Origin of the sequence: Klebsiella sp. MISC125 (assembly GCF_051131775.1) — a bacterium.
Taxonomy (GTDB): Bacteria; Pseudomonadota; Gammaproteobacteria; order Enterobacterales; family Enterobacteriaceae; genus Klebsiella.
The window spans coordinates 1,113,380-1,137,651 of sequence record NZ_CP180448.1; the positions used below are offsets into that span (position 1 = coordinate 1,113,380).

The 24,272-nt window shown below is 53.2% G+C and carries 24 protein-coding genes; 11 read left to right on the forward strand and 13 right to left on the reverse strand.

The window, feature by feature from the left end:
• Positions 1-19: 19 nt before the first annotated feature.
• From ACMYSL_RS05300 to ACMYSL_RS05325, 6 genes are all read left to right on the forward strand, one after another.
• Positions 20-802, forward strand: coding sequence for an OmpA family protein (locus ACMYSL_RS05300; RefSeq protein WP_434661626.1), 783 nt, complete (start codon positions 20-22; stop codon positions 800-802).
• A 33-nt stretch (positions 803-835) separates the two neighbouring features.
• Entirely contained in the window at positions 836-1,804 is a 969-nt protein-coding gene (locus tag ACMYSL_RS05305) for a hypothetical protein (RefSeq protein ID WP_434661627.1), read from the forward strand.
• 130 nt (positions 1,805-1,934) lie between these two features.
• Positions 1,935-2,306 (forward strand): DUF805 domain-containing protein, encoded by a 372-nt coding sequence (locus tag ACMYSL_RS05310; RefSeq protein WP_434661629.1) that lies wholly within the window; start codon positions 1,935-1,937, stop codon positions 2,304-2,306.
• 176 nt (positions 2,307-2,482) lie between these two features.
• Positions 2,483-3,025 (forward strand): hypothetical protein, encoded by a 543-nt coding sequence (locus ACMYSL_RS05315; protein ID WP_434661631.1) that lies wholly within the window; start codon positions 2,483-2,485, stop codon positions 3,023-3,025.
• 250 nt (positions 3,026-3,275) lie between these two features.
• Positions 3,276-3,647, forward strand: coding sequence for a DUF805 domain-containing protein (locus ACMYSL_RS05320; protein ID WP_434661632.1), 372 nt, complete (start codon positions 3,276-3,278; stop codon positions 3,645-3,647).
• A gap of 552 nt (positions 3,648-4,199) precedes the next feature.
• Positions 4,200-5,753: a peptide MFS transporter gene (locus tag ACMYSL_RS05325; protein WP_434661633.1), complete on the forward strand. Its 1,554-nt coding sequence runs from the start codon at positions 4,200-4,202 to the stop codon at positions 5,751-5,753.
• Positions 5,754-5,912: 159 nt separating this feature from the next.
• On the opposite strand, the gene ACMYSL_RS05330 is transcribed toward ACMYSL_RS05325, so the two are convergent.
• A complete protein-coding gene (locus ACMYSL_RS05330) occupies positions 5,913-6,692 on the reverse strand; it encodes an acetoin reductase (RefSeq protein WP_110276384.1) in 780 nt (259 codons plus the stop codon).
• Between the two features lie 162 nt (positions 6,693-6,854).
• Here ACMYSL_RS05330 and ACMYSL_RS05335 point away from each other — a divergent pair, with 162 nt between their 5' ends.
• The 3 genes from ACMYSL_RS05335 (at position 6,855) to ACMYSL_RS05345 (ending at position 10,184) form a co-directional block, all read left to right on the forward strand.
• Positions 6,855-9,587, forward strand: coding sequence for a LuxR C-terminal-related transcriptional regulator (locus ACMYSL_RS05335; RefSeq protein WP_434661634.1), 2,733 nt, complete (start codon positions 6,855-6,857; stop codon positions 9,585-9,587).
• A gap of 82 nt (positions 9,588-9,669) precedes the next feature.
• Complete coding sequence (yjdI, locus tag ACMYSL_RS05340) at positions 9,670-9,900, forward strand: 4Fe-4S mono-cluster protein YjdI (protein ID WP_182234780.1); 231 nt, start codon at positions 9,670-9,672, stop codon at positions 9,898-9,900.
• 11 nt (positions 9,901-9,911) lie between these two features.
• Positions 9,912-10,184 carry a GNAT family N-acetyltransferase gene (locus ACMYSL_RS05345; protein ID WP_110276387.1) on the forward strand — a complete coding sequence of 91 codons (273 nt, stop codon included), beginning with the start codon at positions 9,912-9,914 and terminating at the stop codon, positions 10,182-10,184.
• Between the two features lie 233 nt (positions 10,185-10,417).
• On the opposite strand, the gene ACMYSL_RS05350 is transcribed toward ACMYSL_RS05345, so the two are convergent.
• The 11 genes from ACMYSL_RS05350 to ACMYSL_RS05400 all read right to left on the reverse strand — a co-directional run bounded on the left by ACMYSL_RS05350 (position 10,418) and on the right by ACMYSL_RS05400 (position 21,826).
• Positions 10,418-11,854, reverse strand: coding sequence for an EAL domain-containing protein (locus tag ACMYSL_RS05350; protein ID WP_434663956.1), 1,437 nt, complete (start codon positions 11,852-11,854; stop codon positions 10,418-10,420).
• Positions 11,855-11,882: 28 nt separating this feature from the next.
• The gene (locus ACMYSL_RS05355) at positions 11,883-12,860 is read right to left on the reverse strand and encodes a fimbrial protein (RefSeq protein ID WP_434661635.1); all 978 of its coding nucleotides are present in this window, start codon (positions 12,858-12,860) and stop codon (positions 11,883-11,885) included.
• 13 nt (positions 12,861-12,873) lie between these two features.
• Positions 12,874-13,374: a fimbrial protein gene (locus tag ACMYSL_RS05360; RefSeq protein ID WP_434661636.1), complete on the reverse strand. Its 501-nt coding sequence runs from the start codon at positions 13,372-13,374 to the stop codon at positions 12,874-12,876.
• A 12-nt stretch (positions 13,375-13,386) separates the two neighbouring features.
• On the reverse strand, positions 13,387-13,917 hold the full coding sequence (locus tag ACMYSL_RS05365; RefSeq protein WP_434663959.1) for a fimbrial protein: 531 nt from the start codon (positions 13,915-13,917) through the stop codon (positions 13,387-13,389).
• Between the two features lie 10 nt (positions 13,918-13,927).
• The gene (locus ACMYSL_RS05370; protein ID WP_434661637.1) at positions 13,928-16,564 is read right to left on the reverse strand and encodes a fimbrial biogenesis usher protein; all 2,637 of its coding nucleotides are present in this window, start codon (positions 16,562-16,564) and stop codon (positions 13,928-13,930) included.
• A gap of 73 nt (positions 16,565-16,637) precedes the next feature.
• On the reverse strand, positions 16,638-17,324 hold the full coding sequence (locus ACMYSL_RS05375) for a fimbria/pilus periplasmic chaperone (RefSeq protein WP_434663961.1): 687 nt from the start codon (positions 17,322-17,324) through the stop codon (positions 16,638-16,640).
• 73 nt (positions 17,325-17,397) lie between these two features.
• Positions 17,398-17,937, reverse strand: coding sequence for a fimbrial protein (locus ACMYSL_RS05380; protein ID WP_130624348.1), 540 nt, complete (start codon positions 17,935-17,937; stop codon positions 17,398-17,400).
• A 72-nt stretch (positions 17,938-18,009) separates the two neighbouring features.
• A complete protein-coding gene (fimA, locus tag ACMYSL_RS05385; RefSeq protein WP_112217156.1) occupies positions 18,010-18,555 on the reverse strand; it encodes a type 1 fimbrial major subunit FimA in 546 nt (181 codons plus the stop codon).
• A gap of 462 nt (positions 18,556-19,017) precedes the next feature.
• The gene (locus tag ACMYSL_RS05390; RefSeq protein ID WP_182234770.1) at positions 19,018-19,644 is read right to left on the reverse strand and encodes a tyrosine-type DNA invertase; all 627 of its coding nucleotides are present in this window, start codon (positions 19,642-19,644) and stop codon (positions 19,018-19,020) included.
• Positions 19,645-20,090: 446 nt separating this feature from the next.
• Positions 20,091-20,696: a tyrosine-type DNA invertase gene (locus ACMYSL_RS05395; RefSeq protein ID WP_434661639.1), complete on the reverse strand. Its 606-nt coding sequence runs from the start codon at positions 20,694-20,696 to the stop codon at positions 20,091-20,093.
• 518 nt (positions 20,697-21,214) lie between these two features.
• Positions 21,215-21,826 (reverse strand): LysE family translocator, encoded by a 612-nt coding sequence (locus ACMYSL_RS05400; RefSeq protein ID WP_304253411.1) that lies wholly within the window; start codon positions 21,824-21,826, stop codon positions 21,215-21,217.
• 150 nt (positions 21,827-21,976) lie between these two features.
• Here ACMYSL_RS05400 and ACMYSL_RS05405 point away from each other — a divergent pair, with 150 nt between their 5' ends.
• Positions 21,977-22,438 (forward strand): Lrp/AsnC family transcriptional regulator, encoded by a 462-nt coding sequence (locus ACMYSL_RS05405; RefSeq protein WP_142466879.1) that lies wholly within the window; start codon positions 21,977-21,979, stop codon positions 22,436-22,438.
• A gap of 204 nt (positions 22,439-22,642) precedes the next feature.
• On the opposite strand, the gene ACMYSL_RS05410 is transcribed toward ACMYSL_RS05405, so the two are convergent.
• Positions 22,643-23,149: a MarR family winged helix-turn-helix transcriptional regulator gene (locus ACMYSL_RS05410; protein WP_434661641.1), complete on the reverse strand. Its 507-nt coding sequence runs from the start codon at positions 23,147-23,149 to the stop codon at positions 22,643-22,645.
• An 80-nt stretch (positions 23,150-23,229) separates the two neighbouring features.
• Here ACMYSL_RS05410 and ACMYSL_RS05415 point away from each other — a divergent pair, with 80 nt between their 5' ends.
• Positions 23,230-24,114: an EamA family transporter gene (locus ACMYSL_RS05415; protein ID WP_434661642.1), complete on the forward strand. Its 885-nt coding sequence runs from the start codon at positions 23,230-23,232 to the stop codon at positions 24,112-24,114.
• Positions 24,115-24,272 lie beyond the last annotated feature (158 nt).

Here is a 24,272-nt window from a genome sequence, read left to right on the forward strand (position 1 = left end):
CCGGACTTTAAAGGAAGAAATGATGATGAAACAGATGAAGTTAGGCCTGCTGGCCTCTGCCTGTGCGGTATTGCTGCTGACAGGATGTACCCGGAGCCTGAGTAACCCGGATGCGCAAGGGAAGACGACACAACCGATATTCCCTGACAAAGCCTCGGCGGTCAGAGGTGAGGGGAGCTACCCGGATGTGGGTGCGCTGGCCAAAATCAAGCCAGGAATGACCAAAGCCCAGGTGTATGAGCTGCTGGGTGTCCCGCACTTTAAGGAAGGCGTGATGCGGGTTAAGGAGTGGGATTATATCTTCCACTTCCCGGTGGCCGGTGGGGCCGAAATTACCTGCCAGTATAAGGTGCTGTACGACAGCAATCTGAAGGTGGGTGACACGCACTTCCTGCCGGAAAACTGCCTGTCACAGCAGGCTCCGGCGAAGCCCGCTGTCATGCAACGGGAACTGAATGCTGAAGCGCTGTTTGCCTTTGCCAGCGCGCAGTTAAGCGCTCAGGGGGAAGCGCAGATCCGCCAGATGGCGATGGATATTCGCCAGTCCGGCATGGACGTTCGCCATATCACGATTACCGGTCATACCGACCGCTTCGGCTCAGCGGAAAGCAACCTGCGCCTGTCGCAGGCCCGGGCGGAGTCGGTGAAGCGGGTGCTGGTCACCAGCGGCTTGTCGGCTAATGCCATCTCTTCTGTAGGGATGGGGGCGTCAATGCCGCGGGTGCAGTGTGAAGGCGGTAAGTCAGCCGCAACGATTGCCTGCCTGGCGCCGAACCGGCGCATCACGGTAGACGTGCAGTAATCGGTCTGAGTGTCATTTAAAGAGGATAAAGGAATGAAAGGAAAGCTTAAGCGTAGTGCACTGATGGTGATGCTGGCTTCCCTGTCAGCGTCAGGGATGGCGGCGGCAGAAAGCCCGGCAGCAACGACAACCACGGTTGCGGTGATGTCGATACCGGCATACACATTGATCACCGATTCACTGGACAGCCTGGTGCCTAAGGTTAACGGCAAAGTGAACGAGCCGGTGATGCGACTGGTGTGCGACATGGCGCGCGGTGACCGCGTGCGTTCGGATATCATCCGGGCGCTGGAGAACAGCAAGGTGAACGTGGCGGCCGTACCGGTACAGGGAAGTCCGTTATCCGTTTTAGTACACGGCAATATCCGTCAGCAGCAGAGCGTATGCGCTTCGTACCTGGCAACGTCGCTATTCAGTGCGCCAGATAACTTGCGCTACCGTAACGTGACCACAGAAAAGGTTAGCGAAGAGAAGCTGCTGCCGGCACCGGCAAAATGGAAAGTGTGGGAAGAGCAGAAAAGCGAAACGGTGACCACCGAACGTCAAAGCACCAGCTGGGATACGACCAAATTTTCTCAGGACGTGAAGGTGCAGGTAGCGCTGGCGAAAGCGACGGCCCAGCTGTATGCGCTGCTGGCGACGAATCTGGGTAATCAGCCACAGACGGCGGCGATGGTCGATGCGCGGGTGAAGCAGTCGCTGGCGGATCTGGCCGGTGATTATCTGAACTCCGTACAACAGATGTATCGCGATACGCAGGCGCAGACCATGACCGTGAACTTGCTCAATGAAACGGGATATGCGGTGTCTGACGGGACCGGTAATATCCTGCGGCGCAGCGATGCCGGGCTAAGGTTGACCTATCGGGGTATCGAGTGGCTGGGTAACGGCAAGATCCTCGGCAAGGATCATTTTGTTAATCTGAGCCTGCGGGATATTCCCGTAGCGGTAGCTGAGCCGGTTGTTGAAGAAAAACCGCCGGTGAAAGGGAGGAGGAAATAACGGAGAGTATTTTCATTTGGGATATAACGTTATTTGAATGACCTCTGCTTTCTGGCAGTACGGCTTTGTACTGCCATTCATAAGTGTTGACTTAAACGTGTGATTTAAGTAGTCGCAAAGGGATTTAATTATGCATGAATTTAAAAAAGTGATGTTTGAAAATTATTTCAACATGAAAGGGCGAGCTTCTCGACGTGAATATTGGATGTTTGTACTTATTGTTGGTGTTGTATCGCTGATCATTGATATTGCATCAGCGATAGTTTTTACTCGCGATAGTACAGCCCATTTATCAATTAGCGCTATCGTGAGCTTAATATTCCTGTGCCCAGGGATCTGTGTGATGGTTAGAAGATTACATGATATAGGGAAGAGAGGGGTATGGGCATTTATTCTTCTTATACCTTTGGTAGGCCCCATTATCCTGATAGTCTTTATGATTAAGAAAAGCCATGCAGGAAATAATGAATTTGGTCCTTCTTCGCTGGAGTTTAAAAGTTAAAGCGGGATAGGTTTCTTGTTAATAGGTTGAATATAGTAATTTTTTGGTTGAACTTCCTCTGCTGGGTGCGGTGAATCAGTTTATGAATATTCCTTTGGCAGGGAAGGACTCTATCTGATGTAAAAACCATGCCGATTTAATGTTTCTTTAATTAGTTATTTATGGAGTATGTAGTCATGAAATTTGGAACTCTTTTTAGTGCCCTGTTAATCAGTTCTGCCGGATTGGCTTTTTCAGCTGCGGCGCAGGCAGCGGATAAAACCCAGGTTGTTAAAATTTTGGGCGGTAAGGCGACGATAGAGCTGCCGGTTGAATTTGTCAAAATGCCGCAGAACCTGCTTGCTGAGAAATATACTGAGGAGAGAAACCGCCCTCAGGAAGCCTGGTATGTGGAAAATGTGGACAGTAAAGTGACGCTTGCCTTCAGTATTAACCCGAATGCGATTAAAGAATCTGAACTTTCAAAAGTTTCTGCGGTTCTAAAAAATCAGTTAAGTGTATTATCACCAACAGTCTCACAGGTGAAAGTCAATGGTCATAAAATGGAACGCGTTGAATTTAACATGCCGATTGATGAGGAAGGAAACTACCTCTACAACCTGATGCAGCTCTCCTCTTTTAAAGGAACGATGATGTACTCGACGTTTAACGTGACAAACGATCTGGAGAGTAAATATAAAACAGTAGGTGAAGCAGCACTCTCATCGCTGAAGTATTAATTGGGATAATTCTCCGCTGGTGCTAAAAGGCTAATGATTAATGTTGAACTTAATTATGGAGTGATTATTGATGAAATACGCTTCTCTTTTTAGCTCTCTGGTAATTAGTACTGCTGGATTTATTTTTTCAGTTGCGGCACCGGCGGCAGATAAAACTCATGTTTAACGTGACAAATTCTCTGGAGAGTAAATACAAACCCGCAGGTGAGGTTGCCCTCTCTTCGCTGAAATATTAACTAGGGAGCCAACAATGAAATGGTTTCACTGTGCGTTCTTTCATCATTATTTGGATCTCAATGAGCGGGCCAGTCGGCGTGAGTTCTGGTGGTATCAATTTGTTGTAATGGTTATTTTGATCGGAAGTGGACTCCTGTCATTCATATTGTCCGATACTCCGCAGGATGTGATGCCAGTGATATACGCGACCATCATTTTAGTTCTGCTGTGTCCCTCTTATTCCGTGCTGGTTCGCCGCCTACATGATACGGGGCGTTCCGGATGGTGGGGAATATTGATACTCCTGCCGGTGATTGGCTGGTTGGTTCTGTTCGTTTTCATGGTGAGAAAAAGCCAGGAGTGTGAGAACCGATTTGGTCCGCCGCCGGTTTATTTTTTTGAATAACAAAATTTACTGCTCCTGTTTGGCTTGTCTGAACAAGACGTACAACAGCGTCAGAATGCTTTGACCAGAACCCCGGGCATATCACTCCTTCTACATCACCGCTACTGCTGTCGGCATCGATTAACCTTCGCCGACAGCGATGGCTGGCATATATCCCCTAAATCAAGAGTGTGATTTATGCTGCTTACCTTGCGGAAGGTCGGTTAACTTCACATTTTCCCTGATTTTAGTCGGGTTTTCGTTCCGGTCTTTTATTTGCTTTTATCCGTAATAGGAATATTTAACTTTTTGTTTATTAAAATAAAAAATTCATTTTGATGATGAATGATTATGTCAATCACATTTCCCCTCTCGCCAACTTTAAATCCAGAAAAGTAGACGTTTGTCGAATTTTCATCTAAAAAGTTGGGGGAAGGGACTAGACAGGACCATTTTTAGGTTATCAAATGGTTAAATATCATCACATTAAATGTGAATAATTGACCTTGTGTATAAAAGGTCAACACGCTTCCCGTGGTTTTAAATCGCTGCGGGTATCTTTTGGGAGAAGTTATGCATTCCTCTGTGAATAAAAATGAAAGTCGGACCTTTTTTGGTCATCCATATCCGCTTGGTTCGCTGTTTTTCACCGAAATGTGGGAGCGATTTTCGTTCTACGGCATTCGTCCATTACTGATCCTGTTTATGGCGGCCACCGTTTATGACGGCGGCATGGGGCTGGCGCGTGAGAACGCCTCGGCGATCGTGGGTATCTTTGCCGGTGCGATGTATCTTGCCGCGCTGCCGGGCGGCTGGCTGGCGGATAACTGGCTTGGCCAACAAAAGGCGGTCTGGTACGGTTCGATTCTGATTGCCCTGGGCCATCTGTCTATCGCGCTGTCGGCGGTGATGGGCGACACGCTGTTCTTTATCGGCCTGATGTTTATCGTGCTCGGTTCCGGCCTGTTCAAAACCTGTATTTCGGTGATGGTTGGGACGCTCTACAAGAAGGGCGATGCGCGCCGCGACGGTGGATTTTCGCTGTTCTATATGGGCATCAACATGGGGTCGTTCATTGCGCCGCTAATCTCCGGTTGGCTGATTAAGTCTCACGGTTGGCACTGGGGCTTTGGTATCGGCGGTATCGGGATGCTGGTCGCGCTGGTTATCTTCCGCGTCTTTGCCGTTCCGGCGATGAAACGCTACGACAGCGAAGTCGGCCTCGACTCAACCTGGAATAGCCCGGTCGTGAAAAGAAACGGCGTGGGCGGATGGCTGCTGGCGCTGACGGTCGGCGTGGCGATTGTCATTACGCTGATTGCCCAGGGTGTTATCGTGATTAACCCTGTCGCGGTTGCCAGCATGCTGGTCTACGTCATTGCCGCCTCGGTGGTGCTGTACTTCATCTATCTGTTTGCCTTCGCAGGCTTAAGCCGCAAAGAGCGCGCTCGCTTGCTGGTCTGCTTTATCCTGTTGGTTTCGGCGGCCTTCTTCTGGTCGGCGTTCGAGCAGAAGCCAACCTCATTCAACCTGTTCGCTAACGACTACACCAACCGTATGATCGGCTCTTTTGAAATCCCGGCGGTATGGTTCCAGTCGATCAATGCTCTGTTCATCATTTTGCTGGCACCGGTATTTAGCTGGGCGTGGCCTGCGCTGGCGCGTAAAAACGTGCGTCTGAGCAGCATCACCAAGTTTGTTATCGGCATTCTGTGCGCCGCCGCGGGCTTTGGCCTGATGATGCTGGCGGCACAAAACGTGCTGAGCAACGAAGGGGCTGGCGTCTCGCCGATGTGGCTGGTCGGTAGTATCCTGATGCTGACGCTGGGCGAGCTGTGCCTGAGCCCGATTGGTCTGGCGACCATGACGCTGCTGGCACCGGAAAGAATGCGTGGTCAGATGATGGGGCTGTGGTTCTGCGCCAGCGCGCTGGGGAACCTGGCGGCAGGCCTGATTGGCGGTCATGTGAAGGCCGATCAGCTGGATATGCTGCCTGACCTGTTCGCCCGCTGTTCCATTGCGCTGCTGATCTGTGCCGCGGTGTTGTGTGTGCTGATTGTGCCGGTTCGCCGGATGCTGGAAAACACCCAGAGCAAGAAGCCGCAGGAACCGACGGCTAACGCGTAATACCTCTGAAACCCGGCGCGTGCTGTGCCGGGTTTCAGACTGATGATAGTGTGCTCACATGTCTGCCGGGCGGCGGCTAGCGCCTGGCCCGGCCTACAAAAGCCACAACATCAGCACGTGACGAATTTTTCGCAGATCCGTGCTGCGCCGGGTTTACTTTTAACGGTAAACAATACCGCCATCAATCAGGATCGATTGACCGGTAACATAGTCGGAATCCGGGCCTGCCAGATACGAAACCAGGCTTGCCACATCGTCCGGCGTTTCAGCGCGACCCAACGCGATGCCTTCCACATACTTTTTATAGGTTTCGCCAACCGGTGCGCCGGTTATCTCTGCGAAGCGTTTATCGATTTCAGTCCACATACCGGTACCCACAATCCCCGGGCAGTAAGCGTTAACCGTAATGCCGCGGCTGGCGTACTCTTTTGCCGCCGCCTGGGTCAGGGCGCGCACGGCAAATTTGGTCGCGGAATAGATCCCCAGCAGCGCGAAGCCATCATGCCCGGCGATAGAGCAGGCGTTGATGATTTTCCCTTTTTGCTGACGGTCGATGAATTTTTTCGCCGCCGCCTGAATGCCCCACAAGGTGCCCTGAACGTTGATACGCATAATCCGATCAACCTCTTCAGGAGTCACGTCGGCCAGCGCCTGTACCTGCGCGATCCCGGCGTTGTTGACGATAATATCAAAGCCGCCTAACGCCTTTTCCGCCGCGTCAATGGCGGCATAAACCTGATCGCGGTCGGCGATATTGGCGACGAAGGTGGCTGCTTTACGGCCCAGCGCCTCGACTTCGGCGGCGACGGCGGCAATCCCTTCAGGATTCACGTCCACCAACATCAGCGACGCGCCATCTTTGGCCAGACGCAACGCAATACCGCGGCCAATACCCTGACCCGCGCCGGTTACCAGCGCAACTTTATTTTCGATAGCCATATTCTGTACTCACCTTGTACTGATTAATAAACCTGGGATCTCTGCGACTGACGTCATATCAACGTAGTGAATTGAATTACTCTATCTGGCACGATAAGCATGGCCTACCCCCCTGATGGGGGGGATAATGACCAACGGACTGGATTAAGAGGTAATCGCGGTATGGCTTTTTTATCCTCACAGGATGATTCACTGGCGGCCTTTGTTGAGCAGGAACCTTTCCGCTTCACGCGCGCGCTGCCGCTAATCGCCACCCGCTTTACGCCGCCCCGCTCGCCGGAAACGCTATTGGCCCGGGAGCGCCTGCTCCAGCGCCTCGATGACGCGACATCCCGCCGCTTGACGCTGGTTTGCGCCCCCGCCGGATTTGGCAAAACGACCCTGCTGGCGCAGTGGTATCGGCATCGCCATCGACAAGGTGATGCGCTGGCCTGGCTGAGCCTTGATGAGGATGACAGCGCGCCGCTGCTGTTTATGCGCTATTTGCAGGAGGCGCTACGACCGCTGTGGCAAGGCTGGAGCTCGCCTTTTCTACATGCTCTGGAGGGGGAACTTCCAGCCGATATCACTCTGTTCCTTGCCGAACTCGTCAATCAGCTCAATCAGTGCCCGCACCCGCTTTATCTTATTCTCGACGACTATCAGTGCATTACCGACCCGGCGATTCAGCGGGGAATGAGCTGGCTGCTAAACCATGCGCCGTCTTCTTTGCATCTGATTATCGGCAGCCGTCACCAGCCGCCTTTAGCGCTAAGTCGCCTGCAAATGCAGGACCAGCTACTGGAGGTGTATGACCCGGAGCTGCGTTTTAATCCCAGCGAAGCCAGTGCCTATTTCGCTGCATCGTCAGCGCTTAATGCGCAGGATATTCCCCGGCTGATTGCGCTGACGGAAGGTTGGGTGGCGGGGATGAAAATGGCCGCGCTATCCCATGATGCCGCCGGTTCTTCATCTGCGGCGATGGGGCTTAGCGCCAGCTCGCGGTCAATCTCCCGCTATCTCGAAGAGGTTATCTTTGCGCCGCTTCCAACTGAGGTATTTGATTTTCTTCTGCACACTTCACTGCTTAACCGCCTGCACCCGGCGTTATGCGATGCGGTTAGCGGCAAAGATAACGCCAGGGAGATGCTGGCGTGGATTGGGCAGCACAACCTGTTTCTGTCGGCGCTGGATGAGGGCGGCCTCTGGTTTCGCTATCATCCGCTGATGCGCGATGCCTTACTGCACCGCCTGCAGCACAGTAGCGAGATTGATATTCGCCAGTTGCACGACCGCGCCAGCGGCTGGTTTGCCTCACAACAGCTTTGGGCTGAGGCGATTCGCCACGCGCTGGCTGCTGGTAAATCGGCGACGAAGGATGCCGAGGCCGGGGCGCAGTCGCTGGCGGAAGAGGGGGATATTGATACCCTCGTGCGCTGGATCCGCTATCTACCCGACAACCTTGATCCGTCGCGCATTGAACTTCAGCTCAATCTGGCCTGGGCGCTAGCGCACCGTTTCCGCTTTAGTGATGCCCGCCAACTGCTCGATGCCATTGAGATGCAGGCGGCTGCCAGGCCTGATGTTCTGGCCCACAGTTCGCGGGTAAAGTTGCAGGTTGTGCGGGCGATTTGCGAAGCCTTTGCTGACAACATTTCGCGCAGCATTGCCATTGTCGAGCCGCTGCTGTGCGAGGTGCCGTGCGGCGATGTTTGGGTCGATGGCCTGGTATGCAACATCCTCAGCTACTGCCACCTCGCGGATTCACGGCCACAGCAGGCGCTGGATGTTCAGCAGCGGGTGGCGGGAGCGAGCGTCGCCAACCGTAACCTTTTTGTTGAAGTCTACCGGGCGTTCGTAATGGCGCAGGGTTATCTGCGCCAGGGGAATCTCGCCGAGGCGGAGCGGCAGGCCACGCGTGCGCTGCGTTATGCGCAACAGCATACCGGTGCTAACTCCAGCAGCGGGGCGACTCTGGCCCCCATACTGGCGGAGATTGCCTGGGAAAAAGGCGACATTGAGCAGGTCCAGAGCCTGCTCGCCCCACGCCTGGAGATGATTGATAACTTTTGCCCGCCGGACGGCCTTAGCCGCTGCTACATCGTGCTGGCCCGTCAGGCTCGCGCGGCAGGCGAGCGGGAAAAGGCGGAGTCGTTATTGCTTCATGCCGAGGGGTTGGCCGCCCAGCGCGGCTGGCTGCGGGCGCAGGCTCCACTGCTGGCGGAACGGCTCGCCATGTCGCTCCACGCGGGTGACAGATCAACTGCCGAAGCGCTGCTGTGCCGCCTACAGGGGCTTAATCAGGCGCAACAGCAGGATGCGGTTGGCGGATATGTCGCGTTAAGCCAGAGTCGTTTACTTTATGCTTCCGGCGATCCGCTGGCCGCCGCGCGGCAGCTGGATAAACTGGCAAGCGTCCGGGAACACAACGGCGAGTGGCTGTTTGCCGTGCGTTTACGGCTGATGCAGGCGCTCGCCCTTTGGCGCGCGGGGGCTCTGGAGCAGGCTGTGTTTGTTTGCCGCCCGGCCCTTTCGCGCGCATTGCACCAGGGACTGTTGCGCAGCCTGCTGGAGGGCGGGGTGGAGATGGCTTCGCTACTGAGTGAGATACTTAAACGTGGTGGGCCGGACGACAACCTGGCCGCTGATATCCCATCTCTGTTATCGCATTTCGCGACCGCCGGGATTGCCACGGATGAGAATCGCCCGCAGCCGCCCGCGTTGCGTCTTACCGAACGGGAGCAGCAAACGCTGCGTTTGATCGCCGAGGGGTATTCCAATAAAGGCGTTGCGCGCGAGCTGGGCATTTCGGCGGAAACCGTCAAATGGCATCTCAAGCAGCTTTACGAGAAGCTACAGGTGAAGGGACGTATTCAGGCGGTAAATCAGGCGCGAGAGTGGCGTTTGTTAAATTAACGCGACCTTATCCCCCATAGCCAGCGTTAGCGTCCGGGACTATGCTTACAACCATACCAATAAAAACAGCTGAGGCAATGTCATGGATAAGGAACTACTGGAAGCGGGCTATCGCGCCTATACCGGGGAGCAGATTGATGTCTACTTCAATACCGCTCTCTGCCAGCACTCGGGAAACTGCGTGCGCGGTAGCGCAAAGCTCTTCAACCTGAAACGTAAACCGTGGATCGTTCCCGATGAGGTGGATGTCACCACGGTCATGAAGGTTATCGATACCTGCCCAAGCGGCGCATTGAAGTATCGCCACAAATAAGCGAGGAAATGATGGAAATACTGGAAGGCCACAACAAGTTTTACGTCAATGACGCCGAAGGGAATCAGGTGGCGGAAATCGTTTTTGTACCGACAGGCGAGCATCTCAGTATTATTGAACACACTGACGTGGACCCCAGCCTGAAAGGTCAGGGCGTGGGGAAAAAGCTGGTGGCGAAAGTGGTCGAAAAAATGCGTGGCGAGCAGCGGAAAATTATTCCGTTGTGCCCGTTTGCTAAACATGAATTTGATAATACCCGCGAGTACGACGATATTCGCGCCTGAAATCAGATTGCTGACAAAGAGCACCTGTCTGGAATTGCCCGGTGGCGGCTAGCGCCTTACCGGGCCTACGAAAAATGTATAATTTATTGATATTGTGGATTTTGTAGGCCGGGCAAGGCGTCAGCCGCCGCCCGGCAGAAACGCGAGCACAATCTTTAAACCTTGTTTGTCATCCGTCTCAAATAAATGCGCCAGTACGCTGGCGCATTTATTTTTAAGCTCTGATAGCCGGCTTACCCGGTGATTAGGGTAAGCGCACGGTCAGACAAGCGCTGGTGAATAAGATCGCCGACGTTTTCTCGCTCCACCGGCGCTGAGATGAAGTATCCCTGAAACCGATCGATCCCCAGCGCTTTCAATTTATTGAATTTATCCAGACTGTCCACCCCTTCAGCAATACAGCGGCTGCCGGTCAGCTGACAATAGTAGATCAGGCTTTTTATCAGCGCGAGCGCGTGTAGATCTCCCTGCATATCATTCACAATACTCATATCCAGCTTATATGCGCTGAATTTGACGGAGCGCACCGGAAACATGACGCTGCTTTGTGAAAAGCAGTCATCCAGCATAATGGTGAAGCCCTGCTTGCGTAATCGGGCGATGTTTTCAGCCACTTTGCTCTGGCGATTGATGTCGATGGTTTCAGCAAATTCCAGTACCAGCCGACAAGATACATGTGGCTGATGCAGTTGCTGACGCGCCGTTTCCAGCATACTGACCAGATTTTCATGGCTGGCGATGGCGGCGGGGATATTGACCGAGAAATAAAACTCTCCCGGATGCTGATTGATATTCTGCACGGCCTCCCGTAGTACAAAGGCCGTCAAAACCAGCCATGCGTACTCTGAGCGCAACTGCGGTAAAAAATCGCCCGGAAGAATAACGTGACCGTTTTGCCGCCAGCGAGAGAGGAGCTCCAGACCTTTAAGCTGCATCCGACCATCAGTAATGGGCTGGAAAACCGGGAAAATTTGCCGACAGTGGACAGCATGGACAAATTCACGCTCGAAGGCGGAAAGTGCAGCGTTAGGTTGTATTTTCTGTCTCTTTGTCTGGTTGCCGGGGAAACGGGTTGCCAACTGAGGATGATGCTCGACGATTTTTTTCAGTCCTGCGGTTCGCTGGGTATAAAGCGTTTTGTGGCTAATACCGCGGTGTTTTGCCTGGGCGTTAACACTGTCTCCGCTAAGTAAACCGAGAATAGCATTCAGCTCCTGTCTGGTGAGTCCGCCAGCTTTTCTTCCGCCGATCCGCATCTCTTCGTCCGCCAGCTGTTTAAGCGAAGGATATCTTTCCAGAGTATAGTCCTGGAGTAGTGTGGTCAGACTCGGGACGGGCAGGTCGGAGGCGGCGGCACTCACTTCAGAAAGCAGATGGTGGTCGATAACCTGATGCAGCAGGGTATGCCACAGCCAGCTGGCCGGGCTACGGCTGAGGATCAGCATCGGTAGCGGCGTGGCCGCCAGCTCCAGCATCGAGGCGACTTGCTGCAGAGTGATAAGCAGCCTGGCCGGAGCTTCGGGCAGAAATACCACGATGCGGCGAATATCAGCTCCGGCAGGTAATGTCGTCGCGTCCAGCGGCAGCACCACGGGCCGCATCCCACAGGCCGTCATGACTTTTACCAGCCCGTCGGCCACCAACGAGCAGGGCGAGAGGATATAATCTATCCCCGCTCTGCCGTGCGCGACAGGCGCGCTACTGGTAAACAAAGGTCACCCCGATAATTGACTGGACGTTGCCCGCGGTGACCTGCCCGCTGGTGCGTGCATAGGTCGCGGTGAGGCCGAGGTCGACAGAGGAGGTGCTCACGACTCCTAAGGATATCGTGCTGTTGGCAGGGACGACGGTACCATTACGCGTCAACTGGACGCCAACCCCTTGCGCCGGAGAAGCCGAAGCGGTATTGGCGAAGATCGAGTTGGCGGTATCTGTCGTGGTGCCGGATAGGTAGTAGCCCAGCTTCTGGTTTTGTCCGCAGTGAACCGTCAACGGGATCGCCGTTGAAGCGGGATATTCCGGGAGGTTCACCGTCACATCACGAGCAGAAACATCACACCCACCCGTCGGGATGACAACATCATTCAGTGCATACAGGTTCCAGGTAAATTCATCAGGATATCCAGTTCCACCAGACGGCGCTCCAGAGCCATCAAGAAGTAATTTATACAGTTTAAGCGATGCAAAGTATTCTCCGGCTTTTAATACTTTCCCGCCTGCAACACTAATTGGCGTAAGAAAAACAGCGGCCCTCCAGGGTTGATAAACATTATAATCCCCAGGTTTGATATAGCTGGTCGGGCTGGTTAATGGGAAGGGGTATGAGCTGCCATAATACGTGAATGTTCCCGTGAATCCGTTAAGAACGTCGATAAATCCTGAACCGTTTTCAGCCCTGATGACGTCGTAAGATGGAAGTACAGCCTGATTTGCACATGATATATAATTTGCCAGATCAATAACTAAGGTACTGTTAGCTGTAATGGTTGGTGCAAGGGAAACACCAACATTAGCGCTTTGAACCATTCCTCCTGACTGGTCCGCCCCTAATTTTTGGCCAGATGCCGTAATGCATGTGAATGCGTTTGCGTTAAATGAGAACGAAATAAAAAGTGCAGCGATAAAAAATGTAATTTTAAAAAAGGCGCCAGTTATTAAGACTGATTTCTGCAACATAGTATTCTCCCTTTCAGGCGTAGGTGTAGGTGACGTTAATTACCGCCTGAATCGTTCCCTGGGTGGCTCCACCGTTGACCGTCAGCGCTCTGACCCGTAGCGGGAAGCGGGCTGTCTGGGTTGTGTCGTCCACCTTTATCTCTTTCGCGGTGCCGGTATTCAACCTGGCGCCACCATCATCCTGCAGTTCCAACTGGATATTTCCGGCGGTACCCTGATTTTTGTAGTAGCCAGTAGCATCCGCCGGGCCGCTGAAGCTGGCGGTGACTCGTGACGTGCCAATCGGGCAGTTGCTGAGATCGAGCGTGACGTTATGCCAGCCCGATGCCGCTCCGGGTGAAAGCATATTGAAGGTGTATAAATCACCCAAATCGACGGTAGCCTTCGGCGTAGATATGGTGCAGGGCCTGGCCACCACTTTGCCGTTAACGGTAATGGTCACATCGGCGGCATGGGAGGTGCTGGCGAAGGCCAGTAAACCGGCCAGCAGCCAGCGTGCATGAGTCCATTTCATATCAGCCTCCGGTTACTGAAATTCAAGAGTGAACGTCGCGGTAGCACTAACGTGTCCTGCGCTTATCGGGACGCGCGCGGTCATCAATCGGGCATAAAAGCTCAGCGTATTGGTTTGACCGGGCTTGAGTGTTGTCCATGTAATATTTGACGAGGGGGAGTTGAGAACCAGAGGTACCCGGCTGCCGCTGAGGATCTGCACGCCGATGCCGGAAGCCGCCGATACTCCGCTATCGAGCTTAAGCAAACTGGTGTTGTCGCTGTCCGCTACGCCGGTAAAACCGACTTTGACCGCGGTAACGGAACCGCCGCAGGGCGACAGCACGATGCGAAAAGGCACCAGCGGCGTGGTCGTGCCGATGGCATTAAACTGCTTTGCGGCGTTATTCATCAGGTCGACGGTAAAATCCTTTGATTCCCCCGCAACGGCGCAGGTGTTATCTCGCACATATCCACTAATCGTGATGGTGCTATCGGCGGCAGGCGTGCTGAAGGAGACCAGAGAGAGTATGGTGCCCAGCAGATACAGGTTTTTTCTCATCATCATTGCTTCCTTAGCGGCATACTGCCGACAGCTGACTTAGCGCCTGGTTCTGGCTTTCCGGCGGCAGACGATAGTCGGCTTCGCAACTGGCATCCGGCCCTTCTCCCCACTTCGCACGCACCTTGCCCGTCAGCGGCATCCCGCTCAGATAGACCAGGCCATCATCGGCAACGATGCTGCTATTCTGGCTGCCCACAGAGGCGACCATTGCGCCAAAGGGAACCGGTTTACCGTTGTGAGTCAGCTTCATCAGTAGCTTCATACCGACGCTGGCTTTAAATTCGGCACGCGCTATCGCTCCGTGGGTCGGCACAATACTGACCACGGCATCATCAAGGTCGACATTGTTGGCGAGCGTATTGGTATTCAGCGCCACCCGGTTTTCCCGGTATTCGGTGGCGTAGGGCAGCACGGCGTAGCCGCGCCAGTCGGTACGAACACCGGTCTGGTTTTCCACCTTCACCCCGTCTGCTCCAGGAGCTTTGATCAGCACCACGGTATCGTTCATTGGCTGGCTGAGAGTGACGCCATCGGCGTGGGCCAGTACGCCGCCGCTCAGGCCGTAGTAAAGCTGCTTAATGCCGTCGCTACGGCTGTAGCCGACGTTGGCGTTACCGTAGCCGCCGCGGTAGTTCAGCGCCGCGTAGCCAGTACTGCCGCTGTTACCTTCCCCGCCGCCCGCGTAGCCGGTTTGTACGCTGTAGCTCAGGTTGTTGTCCTCCAGCAACGTGCCGTACAGGCCTGCGAGGCTGGTGGTTCGACCATTCAGGTCGTTAGACATGCTGTAGCTGGCGTTACCATTTTTCCAGGCCGAGGTACTGTCGGAGCGCATCCAGTGGCTGAACGGGATACTAAAATTAAGCGCCAGCATCTGGTCACGGCCCTGCTGCCAGGCGTTTTTGGTCAGGCTGTAGCTCAGCGTCCAGTTGATATCATCAATGGCGGCGTTCAGTCCGGCCTGTAGCTGTTGGTCGGCGCTGCTGGTTCCCCAGTAGGTTTGATGACTGCCGCTGAGGTAGAGGGTGGCGGTGCGTCCTAACTGCTGGGTAACGCTGAGCTGCACTTTGCCGCGCTTGTTATATGCGAGGTTGTAGTAGTCGGTGAACTTCGGCTTTACTTCAATCACGCCATCCTGAGTGTCGACGTTGTAGCCGCTCATTCGGTTATAGGTGGTGTCAGCTAAGCTGAAATAGCCGCGCGTAGAGTAGCGGTAGCCCACCAGTTGAATATTTGTTCCGGTATCCGTCAGCGACTTGTTATAGAGGAAACGCACCGACTGTCCCTGATGCTTGCTGTCATCGGGCAGGGTCGCGTTGGCCTGAGTCACATCCAGCGACAAGGCACCTAACTGCCCGAGGTTTTTCCCCACGCCGAGATTAAAGGCGCGATAGCGGTCTGCCAGCTGGGTACCGCCGTACAGCGTCCAGCCAGCCGGTAAACCGTGCAAAAGAGTGCTCTGGAAAAACTTCGGTTTGTCCTGCTGATCGTTGCCGCTGCGAAACTCCCCAGCGGTGGCGGCATAGCGGGTATGGCCCTCGCGCTGGAGCACCGGGACGGATGAGTAGGGAACGGTGAAAACCTGGCTGCTGCCGTCGGCCTCTTTGATGGTCACCTGCAGATCGCCGCCGTTGCCTGCGGAGTAGAGATCGTTAATGGTGAACGGGCCGGGCGGCACCGTGCTCTGGTAGATCTCATAGCCGTTCTGCTTCACCGAAACCTGCGCCGTGCCGCGGGCAATACCGTGGATCACCGGAGCAAATCCCTTCTGGCTGTCCGGCAGCATATTGTCGTCGGAGGCTAACTGCGCCCCGCGGAAGTTAATGCCATCGAAGACATCGCCGTTGGTGTAGCTGTCGCCAAGCGTCAGGCGTGAGCGTAGTGGGGTGATGTCGCGCTCAAGCCAGGTATTGACGTGCTGCCACTTGTTTTCATTGGTTGAAGAACTGCCGCTGCTGCTGTAGCTCCAGGTGGTGTTGTCACGCAGACGCCACGCACCGAGGTTCAGCCCGCTTTGCAGATTCAGATAGGCGTAGTGACTACTGCCGCCGATGTCGTTGTGGACGTTATTACCGGTGAAGTTATAGTTCAGCAGCCCGGCGTTAATCCCGTGGTCCCAGAGCTCAGGCGGGATATAGCCACGGGCGCGATTGCCCATGAACGCCTGGGGAATGGTCAGATAGAGCCGCTGTAAGCCAACATCAAAGCGGGTGGTGGCATCTTTGATAATCTCGGTTATCGGCACGCAGGCATCGGACGCCAGGGTGTTGATCCCCTCAACGGATGAGGTATTCACGCCCATTCCTGAAAGCTGCCCGCGGGTCAGGCAGGGGAGCAGCGCATGGCCGCTCTTTCCTGCATTAAAAGTGACATCGCGAGTGGCCATAAAACCATCGTTAAGATAAATATCGACGCGATAGGTTCCCGGAGGCACCTCCTGGCCGCTGGCAAATCCTGATAAGTCTGCCACGGCGGCAGGGTCGTCCGCTAAAAAACGCGGATTAAAATAGAGCTCTGCCTGCACTGAAAAGATCGGTGAGGAGAGTAAAAGGGCCAGCGTGACTGGGGCGAAAGCGCGCACATTTATCGGCCCATGGCTGTTTATACGCCCGGAGCCCAGGTAGTCGAGTCCATATTTCAGATGTGACATAGTCCCTCCGGTCCAAAGTCGCCCGGCTGTCAGTTCTTATTTTTATTTCCGGGAGAATGCGTTCTCCCGTCAGTTATTGCATTGCGCCTTTCGTTTTCGGGGTCAGTGCGCCGTAGTCGTTAATGGTCCGGTACGTAATCTCGCTACCTGCATCGGAAGGCAGTTTGACGCTGGTTTCTCCCATTGGCGGAACCAGGGCATTCTCCAGTATCCGGGTTCCGGCATTGAGTTCGGTGACCGTCAGGTAATATGGGGTGGGGTTGATCAGCGTGAGCGAGCCTGCGCCGCGGCGAAACTTCAGCTTTTCCGGCGCCTGATCCGGCGGCAGCGCCAGTTTTGCCGGGCGATAGTAAAGCTTGATGCGGCTGATAATCGCCAGCTGCAGGGTGTTATCGCTAAGTTTCGACTTGTCCATCGACGGAATGGCTTTGACGTTCATCCAGAACAGGGTTTCCCGGTCCTGCGGCAGCTGGTTGTTGGTGGCATCAATGATGCGCAGGGTGTTCTCTTTTTTTCCCTGCATGGCAAACAGTGGCGGGGTGATAACAAAACGCCCGTCTTTTGCACCATCGGTATTTTCCACCCATGATTGAATCAACCATGTGCTCTTTTCGTCGTTATTGGTGACCGCCAGCTGAACCTGCTTCTGCCCGGAAGGGTAAATAACGCGGGTCGCGCCCAGCGCCACGCCTGCCTGGGCCTGAGCGGTAAATCCGATAGCGGCTATCATCAGCACTCCTGCCAGTAAACCGCGCGTCATCGCCAGTGTTTTTCTCACGCTTATTCCTTTTATACTCACCGTCGTTTCCTGTTTTGGTACGTCTGCTGGTTAATTACTGGTAGGTCAGGGAGAACCAGGCCTGAGCGTTAGCCGCTCCCCCGGTAACCTGATGCCCTGTTGCCCGATATTTCGCCACAAAGTGCAATGTAGTTGGCCCGGTATACAATCTTGTCCAGGCTGCGGGAGGACTGTTCAGTGGGATCAGATGGTCTTCTTTATCAAACAGAGCAACGCCAATACCGGTAGCGATCCCCGGGCCCTCGCCGACCGAGAGTACGTCCGGGTTTTTACCATCGGCGACGCCGTGAAACGTCACGCCAACGCGTTGGCTGACGGCGGTGCTGCACTCCTGCAGATGAATATCGAAAGGGATCGGATTGGTATCTTCCCCGGCCGAATGAAACCGATTACTGCTGATCTGTCCCATGTTGACTGTCATCTGCTGGTCACCCGCTTCAACACGGCAGGACTCGGCAATGATGACGCCCTGAAAACGCATATTTCCCCCGGGCAAAGTGACGTTCCACTGATTGCCGGCCATCGCCAGCGGGGGGAGCAAAAAAATCAACAGACCTGACTTCATCCTTTGCATCGTTATCACCCGAGTTCCGTTATGGATAACGGGCCTTCCTGGCCCGACATGCTTCCCTGCTTGATGAATGAATTACTGGTATTGCACTTTGAAGGTCGCGTCAGCGTTAGCGGTACCGGCAGTGGCTGCGGCGGTCGCGTAGTAGCGAGCCTGGAACGGGATGATATTGGTGCCATCGTTCAGAGTGGACGCCGCGCCGAAGGTCGCGCCATCCAGCGCCAGCGGAGTACCTGTACGATCAAGGATCTGTACGCCAACGTTAGTCGCGCTACCTGCCGCTGAGCTTTGCAGCGCCAGTACGGTGGTGTTGGTACTGTCAATTGCGGTACCTGTGAACGCGACGGATGCTTTGGTGGCCACGGTAGTATCACAATCGTTCAACTGGATATTGAAGCCGACAGCCGTACTGGTGCTGCCTGGAGTGGCGAGTTTTGCCGAACGAACCTGGCCCATTGGAACGGTCTGATCGATTGAACCTGCGTCAATTGCGCATGCTGCGTTGACGACTTCCCCTTTAAAATGCACCGTGCCGCCATTTACCGTGGTATCGGCCAGAGCCGCTGCGGAGCTCAGAGACAGAGCTGACAGTACAACGATTGCCAGTGTTTTGATTTTCATGTTGTTTTCCTTTGTACAATATCGGGATTACGAACCGATCTGGCCGTCATCATGACCTCCAGGTATTCCATGATTCAGTCGGGATTTTCGACTGCGGTTCTGCATGTTTTTCACCCAAAATATGAGACATTTGGGGCCATTTTGACTCGTTAGAATAATTAACTGAATAATCTGGTTTTGTTGTTTTTATTTGGAGTTTTAATCTTAATTATTGTTTGTTGTTAATGTAATCTATTGATGATGTTGGGGGGATGAGCCACGGAAGGCTATCTGGAACAACGTGGTGTGGAGCCTATGCGGTGAAAAGAAGGGGATTATTTGAAAATAACGAAAATAAAAAATGCCTAATAATCAATGTGATATTGCTATCTTTGCCGTATGGGATGCATTCTATGGTTGCAAAAGGTTACTGAATATTTTTATGATGCACACAGTTTGGCCCCAATTGACCTGTTCACTCTTTTATTTTTTCTTATTTATCAATTCCTTACTCTGTATCCTTTGATTTTGTAAATTCACTTCCATGAGATTGTTTCGTTCCCATAATCCCGCGAATCGAGCAGCGTTGCTGGCGGTATATCGCACGGTATGGCGAATGTTTCTATGGCCAAGATAGTCCTGAATAAGACGAGTATCCGCTCCTCTTTCCGCCAGCTCGTAACCACAGGCATGACGTAGCATGTGCGGGTGAGTGTGCGTTGCCGTGCCTGCATCGACGCCAGCAGTGCGGATAATGCGGTAGGCCTGCTGACGGGAAAGCGGAGTACCACGTCGCGATATAAACAACGCATCGGTTTTTTTTGCACCTTTCCAGGCGGTGCGTACTTGGCTCCAGCGTTTGATTGCCTCACATTCATCCACCATCAAGGGGTGTATCGTTGAAAATCCATTTTTCAGGCGACGGATATTAATGCGACCTTCAGCAAGATCGAGATCGCGATAGTGAAGATCGAGTAATTCGCTAATACGCATACCATGACGGAAAGCGAGCAGGATAAGGCAATAATCTCTCTCTCCTGTCTGCCCATGCCGGGCGGCCAGCATCATTGCCTGCACTTCTCTACCGGTAAGAAAACGACGTCGGTTCACAATAAATGACTCCTGATATGATCTTGATAAATAACACGACCCTGCTCAAAAACAGGGGGAGCTCACAAATAATCCGCAATGTTAATGGCGTATTATATGAAGGGGATTAATCACGGTTAAATGATGACATTATAGTCGTGCCTGACAAGTATATTGATGCGTGATAAATCTTATTCTTACGGATTTTATTCGTTACTACAACATAACCTGGTTGTCTCTTTAGCAGGTATATAAAGTTAAAAGGGAAAAATCACTGCTGGTGATATTTTAATCTGATGAAAAATAGTGCATTTATATCCATGGTAACGGATGGATATGATAATAAGACAGCAGATGTTTGAAATATGAACTTGCAGGAACAATAATCATAATCAAAGCATGGTTAATATTTCTTAATGTTTGGCGAGGGATATCTACAATTCTGACGCCGTCCATGGCATCGCGTATTACGGTAAAACAGGGCTCCGCTGCCTGTCTTTCGTTTCGTCCCAGATGCCATAAAAACGGCCAGCGTTACTGGCCGTATACCATACGGTATGGCGGATGTTACGGTGACCGAGGTAGTCCTGTATGAGGCGGGTATCAATGCCCATATTGGCTAAGGCGAATCCGCATGAGTGGCGGAGCATATGCGGATGAATCTCAAGCGATAGCCCTGCACAATCGCCTGATGTGGAAATGATTTGATAAAACTGTTGGCGAGAAAGGGGATTACCTTTTCGCGATAAAAATAACCACTCGCTGTCAGACTGAGGGTAGGACTTGCGGATATTCAGCCAGTTTTTTAACGCGCGGATCTCTTTATTCAGCAAAGGATGAGTTGTGGAAAATCCATTTTTAAGACGGTGTATATAGATACATTTAGATCCCAGATCGATATCGGAAATTTGCAGGCGGCATATTTCACTAGCTCGTAATCCGTGAATGAAACACAATAATGTCAGGCAATAGTTACGCGTAGCGTGAGGTCCACTATTCGCTGCTTTGAGCAATGACTCAATTTCATTGTGAGTCAGGAAGTTCCTTTTTCTTAAAATTACATTATTTTTCATTATGTTCCCTTTAGCATGCAGACGTATAGTACATTTTATTTAGCATCGTCGGGTAAATGATGAAGCTCGGCTGCATTTAAATTAATTATCTTTGATGCTGGTTCTAATAATAGTTTTAAGATGTCATTTTTATTAGTTGAGGGGTGCTTATTTTTATATTTATGATGAGTTTTAGTTTTTTCGATGGAAATAGTGTCCTGCTCATTCTTTTCTCCTTGGCTATGTTTTCAGAGATACATAAATCATAAGGTTGTTAACCATACTGCAAAAACCTTGTTATGAATAGCAGTAATAAGAAAGTGAATATTTCTGATGGTCGCCAGGAATAATTTGAATACGACTAAGATGAGTCTTTCTTGTCGATAAGATGCTTATTGCGGAGGAACGATTAAAATTGATAAGTGCACCAGAGCATAGAGCCTGATTATTTTAAATGCGGGAATCATTTTGTAAAAACAGTCCTGTGCTGGTTTCTACATGCTGTGGCGTGAGAGTTAGCCCACGCCTTATACCCAACGCTATTTCAACTGTTCATAGAACAGCAGGGCGGCTATTGCCACCATAATCATGCCGGAAGCAATACTGACTTTTTGCGCCATCTGGGGCCGGGTCGCCAATAGCGTTTTTGCGCCGTAGCCGACCAGTAAATAGACCAGCGTGCAGGTCACCAGATGAATGCCGCCAAGGGTCGACATTTGCTGCGCTACCGACCAGCTTCCTTTAGGATCGGTAAACTGCGGCAGCAGGGCCAGAAACAGGAGGAAAACCTTTGGGTTCAGCCCGCTGATGCATAGCCCCTTAACTGCCCAGCGATTCCAGGTGCCCATTGTTTGTTCTTCGGCATTTGGCGTTGGCGGGTGGCGCAGAATAGCGATGCCCAGCCACATCAGGTAGCCCGCGCCCAGCAGGGTAATCGTCGATAGCGCCAGCGGATGGCTGGCAATTAAGACCCCGATACCAGCAACCACGACAAGCGTTGCCAACAGGTGACCGGACATGAGTCCAGCGACCGCCGGTATCACGCGACGTCCGTTAATCCCCGCGCTGATAGCATAGGCCCAATCGGCACCGGGGGTGATGATCAGTAGAAAAGAGACCAGCCAGAAACTGGCGATAAAGCTCATCTCCATGGACAGCCCACCTCTGTGCGGTAATGGCGATTTCCCATTGTCGTTTCCCTCATTAATTATGGCTATTTGAGGGAAAGAATATCGGCTTTATTGCGCAATGAGCTTTCAATGTTATGCTCTTAAACGTTCTTTTAAGAGAGAATCTTCCAAATGGATAGTATCGATCGAAAAATTCTTGCTGAGCTTCAGGCCGACGGGCGACTGTCGATAACTGAGCTTGCCGAACGAGTGAATTTAAGCCTCTCCCCTTGCCATCGACGGCTGCGCGCGCTGGAACAAGAAGGGGTGATCACCGGCTATCGGGTGAATCTTGATCCCGCCAAAATGGGTTTCAATTTTTTGGCGATTGTCTTCGCGACGTTAAAAGAGGGCGATAAGAAAGCAGTGAGCGCTTTCGAAGAGGCGGTGGAAGAGATCCCGCAAATCGTATTGGCTCAGCGCCTGTTCGGTGACCCGGATTATCTGATGCACGTGGTCACACGCGATCTCCCGGCGTTCCAGAAACTTTATGATGACAAGCTTTCCGCGATGCCCGGCGTGCAGCACTTACGCTCGACGCTGGTGATGAAGACGGTCGTGCAGGATCGCCCGTTTCCGCTGGGTAATGGTTAATCAGGCCGTTAGCCCGAATAGATGCTGTAGTCCGGCTAAGTGCAGCGCGAGCCGGGAGAAAAGCGGAAGTTGCGTTGGCATAGCTTTCCCGGGGGCGGCGCTCGACGCGCCTTGCCCGGGCTACGGGGGCACCGTCGTCTGCGAGCCGGTAGCCCGGACAGATGCGCAGCATCGCCTCCGGGAAAATAACGGCGACAGGTTCTATCAACTCTTTTCCAGCAGGCGCATAAAAACCTTTAGCACCTCATCCAGGTGTTGGCGCTGTGCCGCTGAAAGTTCTTCCAACAGCTGATGCTCATTCTCCACGTGGCTCTCCACCGCTTTATCAATCAACGTTCTCCCTTCGGGCGTAAGCGCGACCAGCAGGCTGCGTGCATCCTCCGGGTTTGGCTGGCGGCTGATAAAACCCCGTTTTTCCAGCGCCTTAAGGCGGTGCGTCATGGTGCCGGAAGTGATCATCAACGTTGAAAACAGTTGCGTTGGCGACAGCACAAACGGCTCTCCTGCTCGCCGCAGGGTCGCGAGCATATCAAACTCCCAACGCACCAGGTCGTGACGAATAAAGGCCGCTTCAATACGTGGCTCCAGCAGCATCGCGCAGCGTTTCAGCCGGCCGATTGGCCCCATTGGGCTGCAATCGAGATCGGGGCGTTCCCGTTGCCACTGTTCAAGAATGCGATCCACGGCGTCGGTCTGTGGTGATTTGTCCATTAATGCCCACCTGTCTTGATATCAAGATAATTATCGATACATACTTACACCACAATTTACCTTGATGTGAAGATAAAATCATGGCCTTTGTTTCGCGTAATCTCGTTGTTGATTTGCTGCTGACCGCGCTGGCCCCCGCCATCTGGGGCAGCACTTATATTGTGACCTCGCAGTTTCTACCGCCGGACAGGCCGTTTATCGCCGCGCTGCTGCGGGTTCTGCCTGCCGGGATCGCTCTGCTTCTCTGGAGCCGCCGCTTTCCGCTGCGCAGCGAATGGTGGAAGCTGATCATCACCGGGATCCTCAACATCGGTGCGTTCCAGGCCTTGCTATTCATTGCCGCTTATCGTTTACCCGGTGGGCTGGCGGCGGTGATTGGCGCTATTCAGCCGCTACTGGTGATGCTATTGGCCTGGTGCGTCGATCGCCAACGATCGCCCTGGGTGGCGGTGTTGTCGGCCTGCGCTGGGATCGTGGGGATGGCGATGTTGCTGCTGTCGCCGCAAACGGCGCTCGATCCGCTGGGGATCGCGGCTGCGTTCCTCGGGGCGATCAGTATGGCGCTGGGGACCTGGCTGTCGCGGCGCTGGGCGATCTCTTTGCCCGTCATTGCGCTGACCGGCTGGCAGCTGCTGATCGGCGGCATTGTTCTGGCACCGATTGCGTTGCTGGTCGATCCGCCGCTGCATCAGGTGACGCTGACTCAGGCTGCGGGTTATTTGTGGCTGTGTCTTGCCGGGGCAATGCTGGCGTATGGCCTGTGGTTTCGCGGAATCGGTCGTCTTTCTCCGGTGGCGGTATCGGCGATGAGTTTGTTGAGTCCGGTAACGTCGGTGATATTGGGCTGGATTTTCCTCGGACAGAAAATAGAGGGAATGGCGCTGGTGGGGTTGGTGATTGTGTTGTTAAGCGTGTTGTCGATTCAAAGGGCGTTATCGAATAAGAGAACGGTTGTTGGTCGGTAACCTCCTCGGAGGCGGCGCGTCGCGCCTGTCCGGGCTACCGTCCTGCAGACGGCTGGGCACTTGTAGCCCGGTCAGCGCAGCGCCACCGGGAGCTTTTCCAGATCGACAAAAACAAAAAAGCCCCATCAGGGGCTCGACATTGCTCTGTGCTTATTATG

Excerpts from the sequence above, each read along its gene's own strand:
- ACMYSL_RS05395 (WP_434661639.1), bottom strand. The coding sequence starts at position 20,696 with ATGAAAAATAATGTAATTTTAAGAAAAAGGAACTTCCTGACTCACAAT.
- ACMYSL_RS05360 (WP_434661636.1), bottom strand. The coding sequence starts at position 13,374 with ATGAAATGGACTCATGCACGCTGGCTGCTGGCCGGTTTACTGGCCTTC.
- ACMYSL_RS05405 (WP_142466879.1), top strand. The coding sequence starts at position 21,977 with ATGGATAGTATCGATCGAAAAATTCTTGCTGAGCTTCAGGCCGACGGG.
- ACMYSL_RS05320 (WP_434661632.1), top strand. The coding sequence starts at position 3,276 with ATGAAATGGTTTCACTGTGCGTTCTTTCATCATTATTTGGATCTCAAT.
- ACMYSL_RS05380 (WP_130624348.1), bottom strand. The coding sequence starts at position 17,937 with ATGCAAAGGATGAAGTCAGGTCTGTTGATTTTTTTGCTCCCCCCGCTG.
- ACMYSL_RS05335 (WP_434661634.1), top strand. The coding sequence starts at position 6,855 with ATGGCTTTTTTATCCTCACAGGATGATTCACTGGCGGCCTTTGTTGAG.
- ACMYSL_RS05305 (WP_434661627.1), top strand. The coding sequence starts at position 836 with ATGAAAGGAAAGCTTAAGCGTAGTGCACTGATGGTGATGCTGGCTTCC.
- ACMYSL_RS05330 (WP_110276384.1), bottom strand. The coding sequence starts at position 6,692 with ATGGCTATCGAAAATAAAGTTGCGCTGGTAACCGGCGCGGGTCAGGGT.
- yjdI (WP_182234780.1), top strand. The coding sequence starts at position 9,670 with ATGGATAAGGAACTACTGGAAGCGGGCTATCGCGCCTATACCGGGGAG.
- ACMYSL_RS05370 (WP_434661637.1), bottom strand. The coding sequence starts at position 16,564 with ATGTCACATCTGAAATATGGACTCGACTACCTGGGCTCCGGGCGTATA.
- ACMYSL_RS05415 (WP_434661642.1), top strand. The coding sequence starts at position 23,230 with ATGGCCTTTGTTTCGCGTAATCTCGTTGTTGATTTGCTGCTGACCGCG.
- ACMYSL_RS05410 (WP_434661641.1), bottom strand. The coding sequence starts at position 23,149 with ATGGACAAATCACCACAGACCGACGCCGTGGATCGCATTCTTGAACAG.
- ACMYSL_RS05345 (WP_110276387.1), top strand. The coding sequence starts at position 9,912 with ATGGAAATACTGGAAGGCCACAACAAGTTTTACGTCAATGACGCCGAA.
- ACMYSL_RS05375 (WP_434663961.1), bottom strand. The coding sequence starts at position 17,324 with ATGACGCGCGGTTTACTGGCAGGAGTGCTGATGATAGCCGCTATCGGA.
- ACMYSL_RS05400 (WP_304253411.1), bottom strand. The coding sequence starts at position 21,826 with ATGGAGATGAGCTTTATCGCCAGTTTCTGGCTGGTCTCTTTTCTACTG.
- ACMYSL_RS05365 (WP_434663959.1), bottom strand. The coding sequence starts at position 13,917 with ATGATGAGAAAAAACCTGTATCTGCTGGGCACCATACTCTCTCTGGTC.
- ACMYSL_RS05325 (WP_434661633.1), top strand. The coding sequence starts at position 4,200 with ATGCATTCCTCTGTGAATAAAAATGAAAGTCGGACCTTTTTTGGTCAT.
- ACMYSL_RS05310 (WP_434661629.1), top strand. The coding sequence starts at position 1,935 with ATGCATGAATTTAAAAAAGTGATGTTTGAAAATTATTTCAACATGAAA.
- ACMYSL_RS05355 (WP_434661635.1), bottom strand. The coding sequence starts at position 12,860 with ATGTTGCAGAAATCAGTCTTAATAACTGGCGCCTTTTTTAAAATTACA.
- ACMYSL_RS05315 (WP_434661631.1), top strand. The coding sequence starts at position 2,483 with ATGAAATTTGGAACTCTTTTTAGTGCCCTGTTAATCAGTTCTGCCGGA.
- fimA (WP_112217156.1), bottom strand. The coding sequence starts at position 18,555 with ATGAAAATCAAAACACTGGCAATCGTTGTACTGTCAGCTCTGTCTCTG.
- ACMYSL_RS05300 (WP_434661626.1), top strand. The coding sequence starts at position 20 with ATGATGATGAAACAGATGAAGTTAGGCCTGCTGGCCTCTGCCTGTGCG.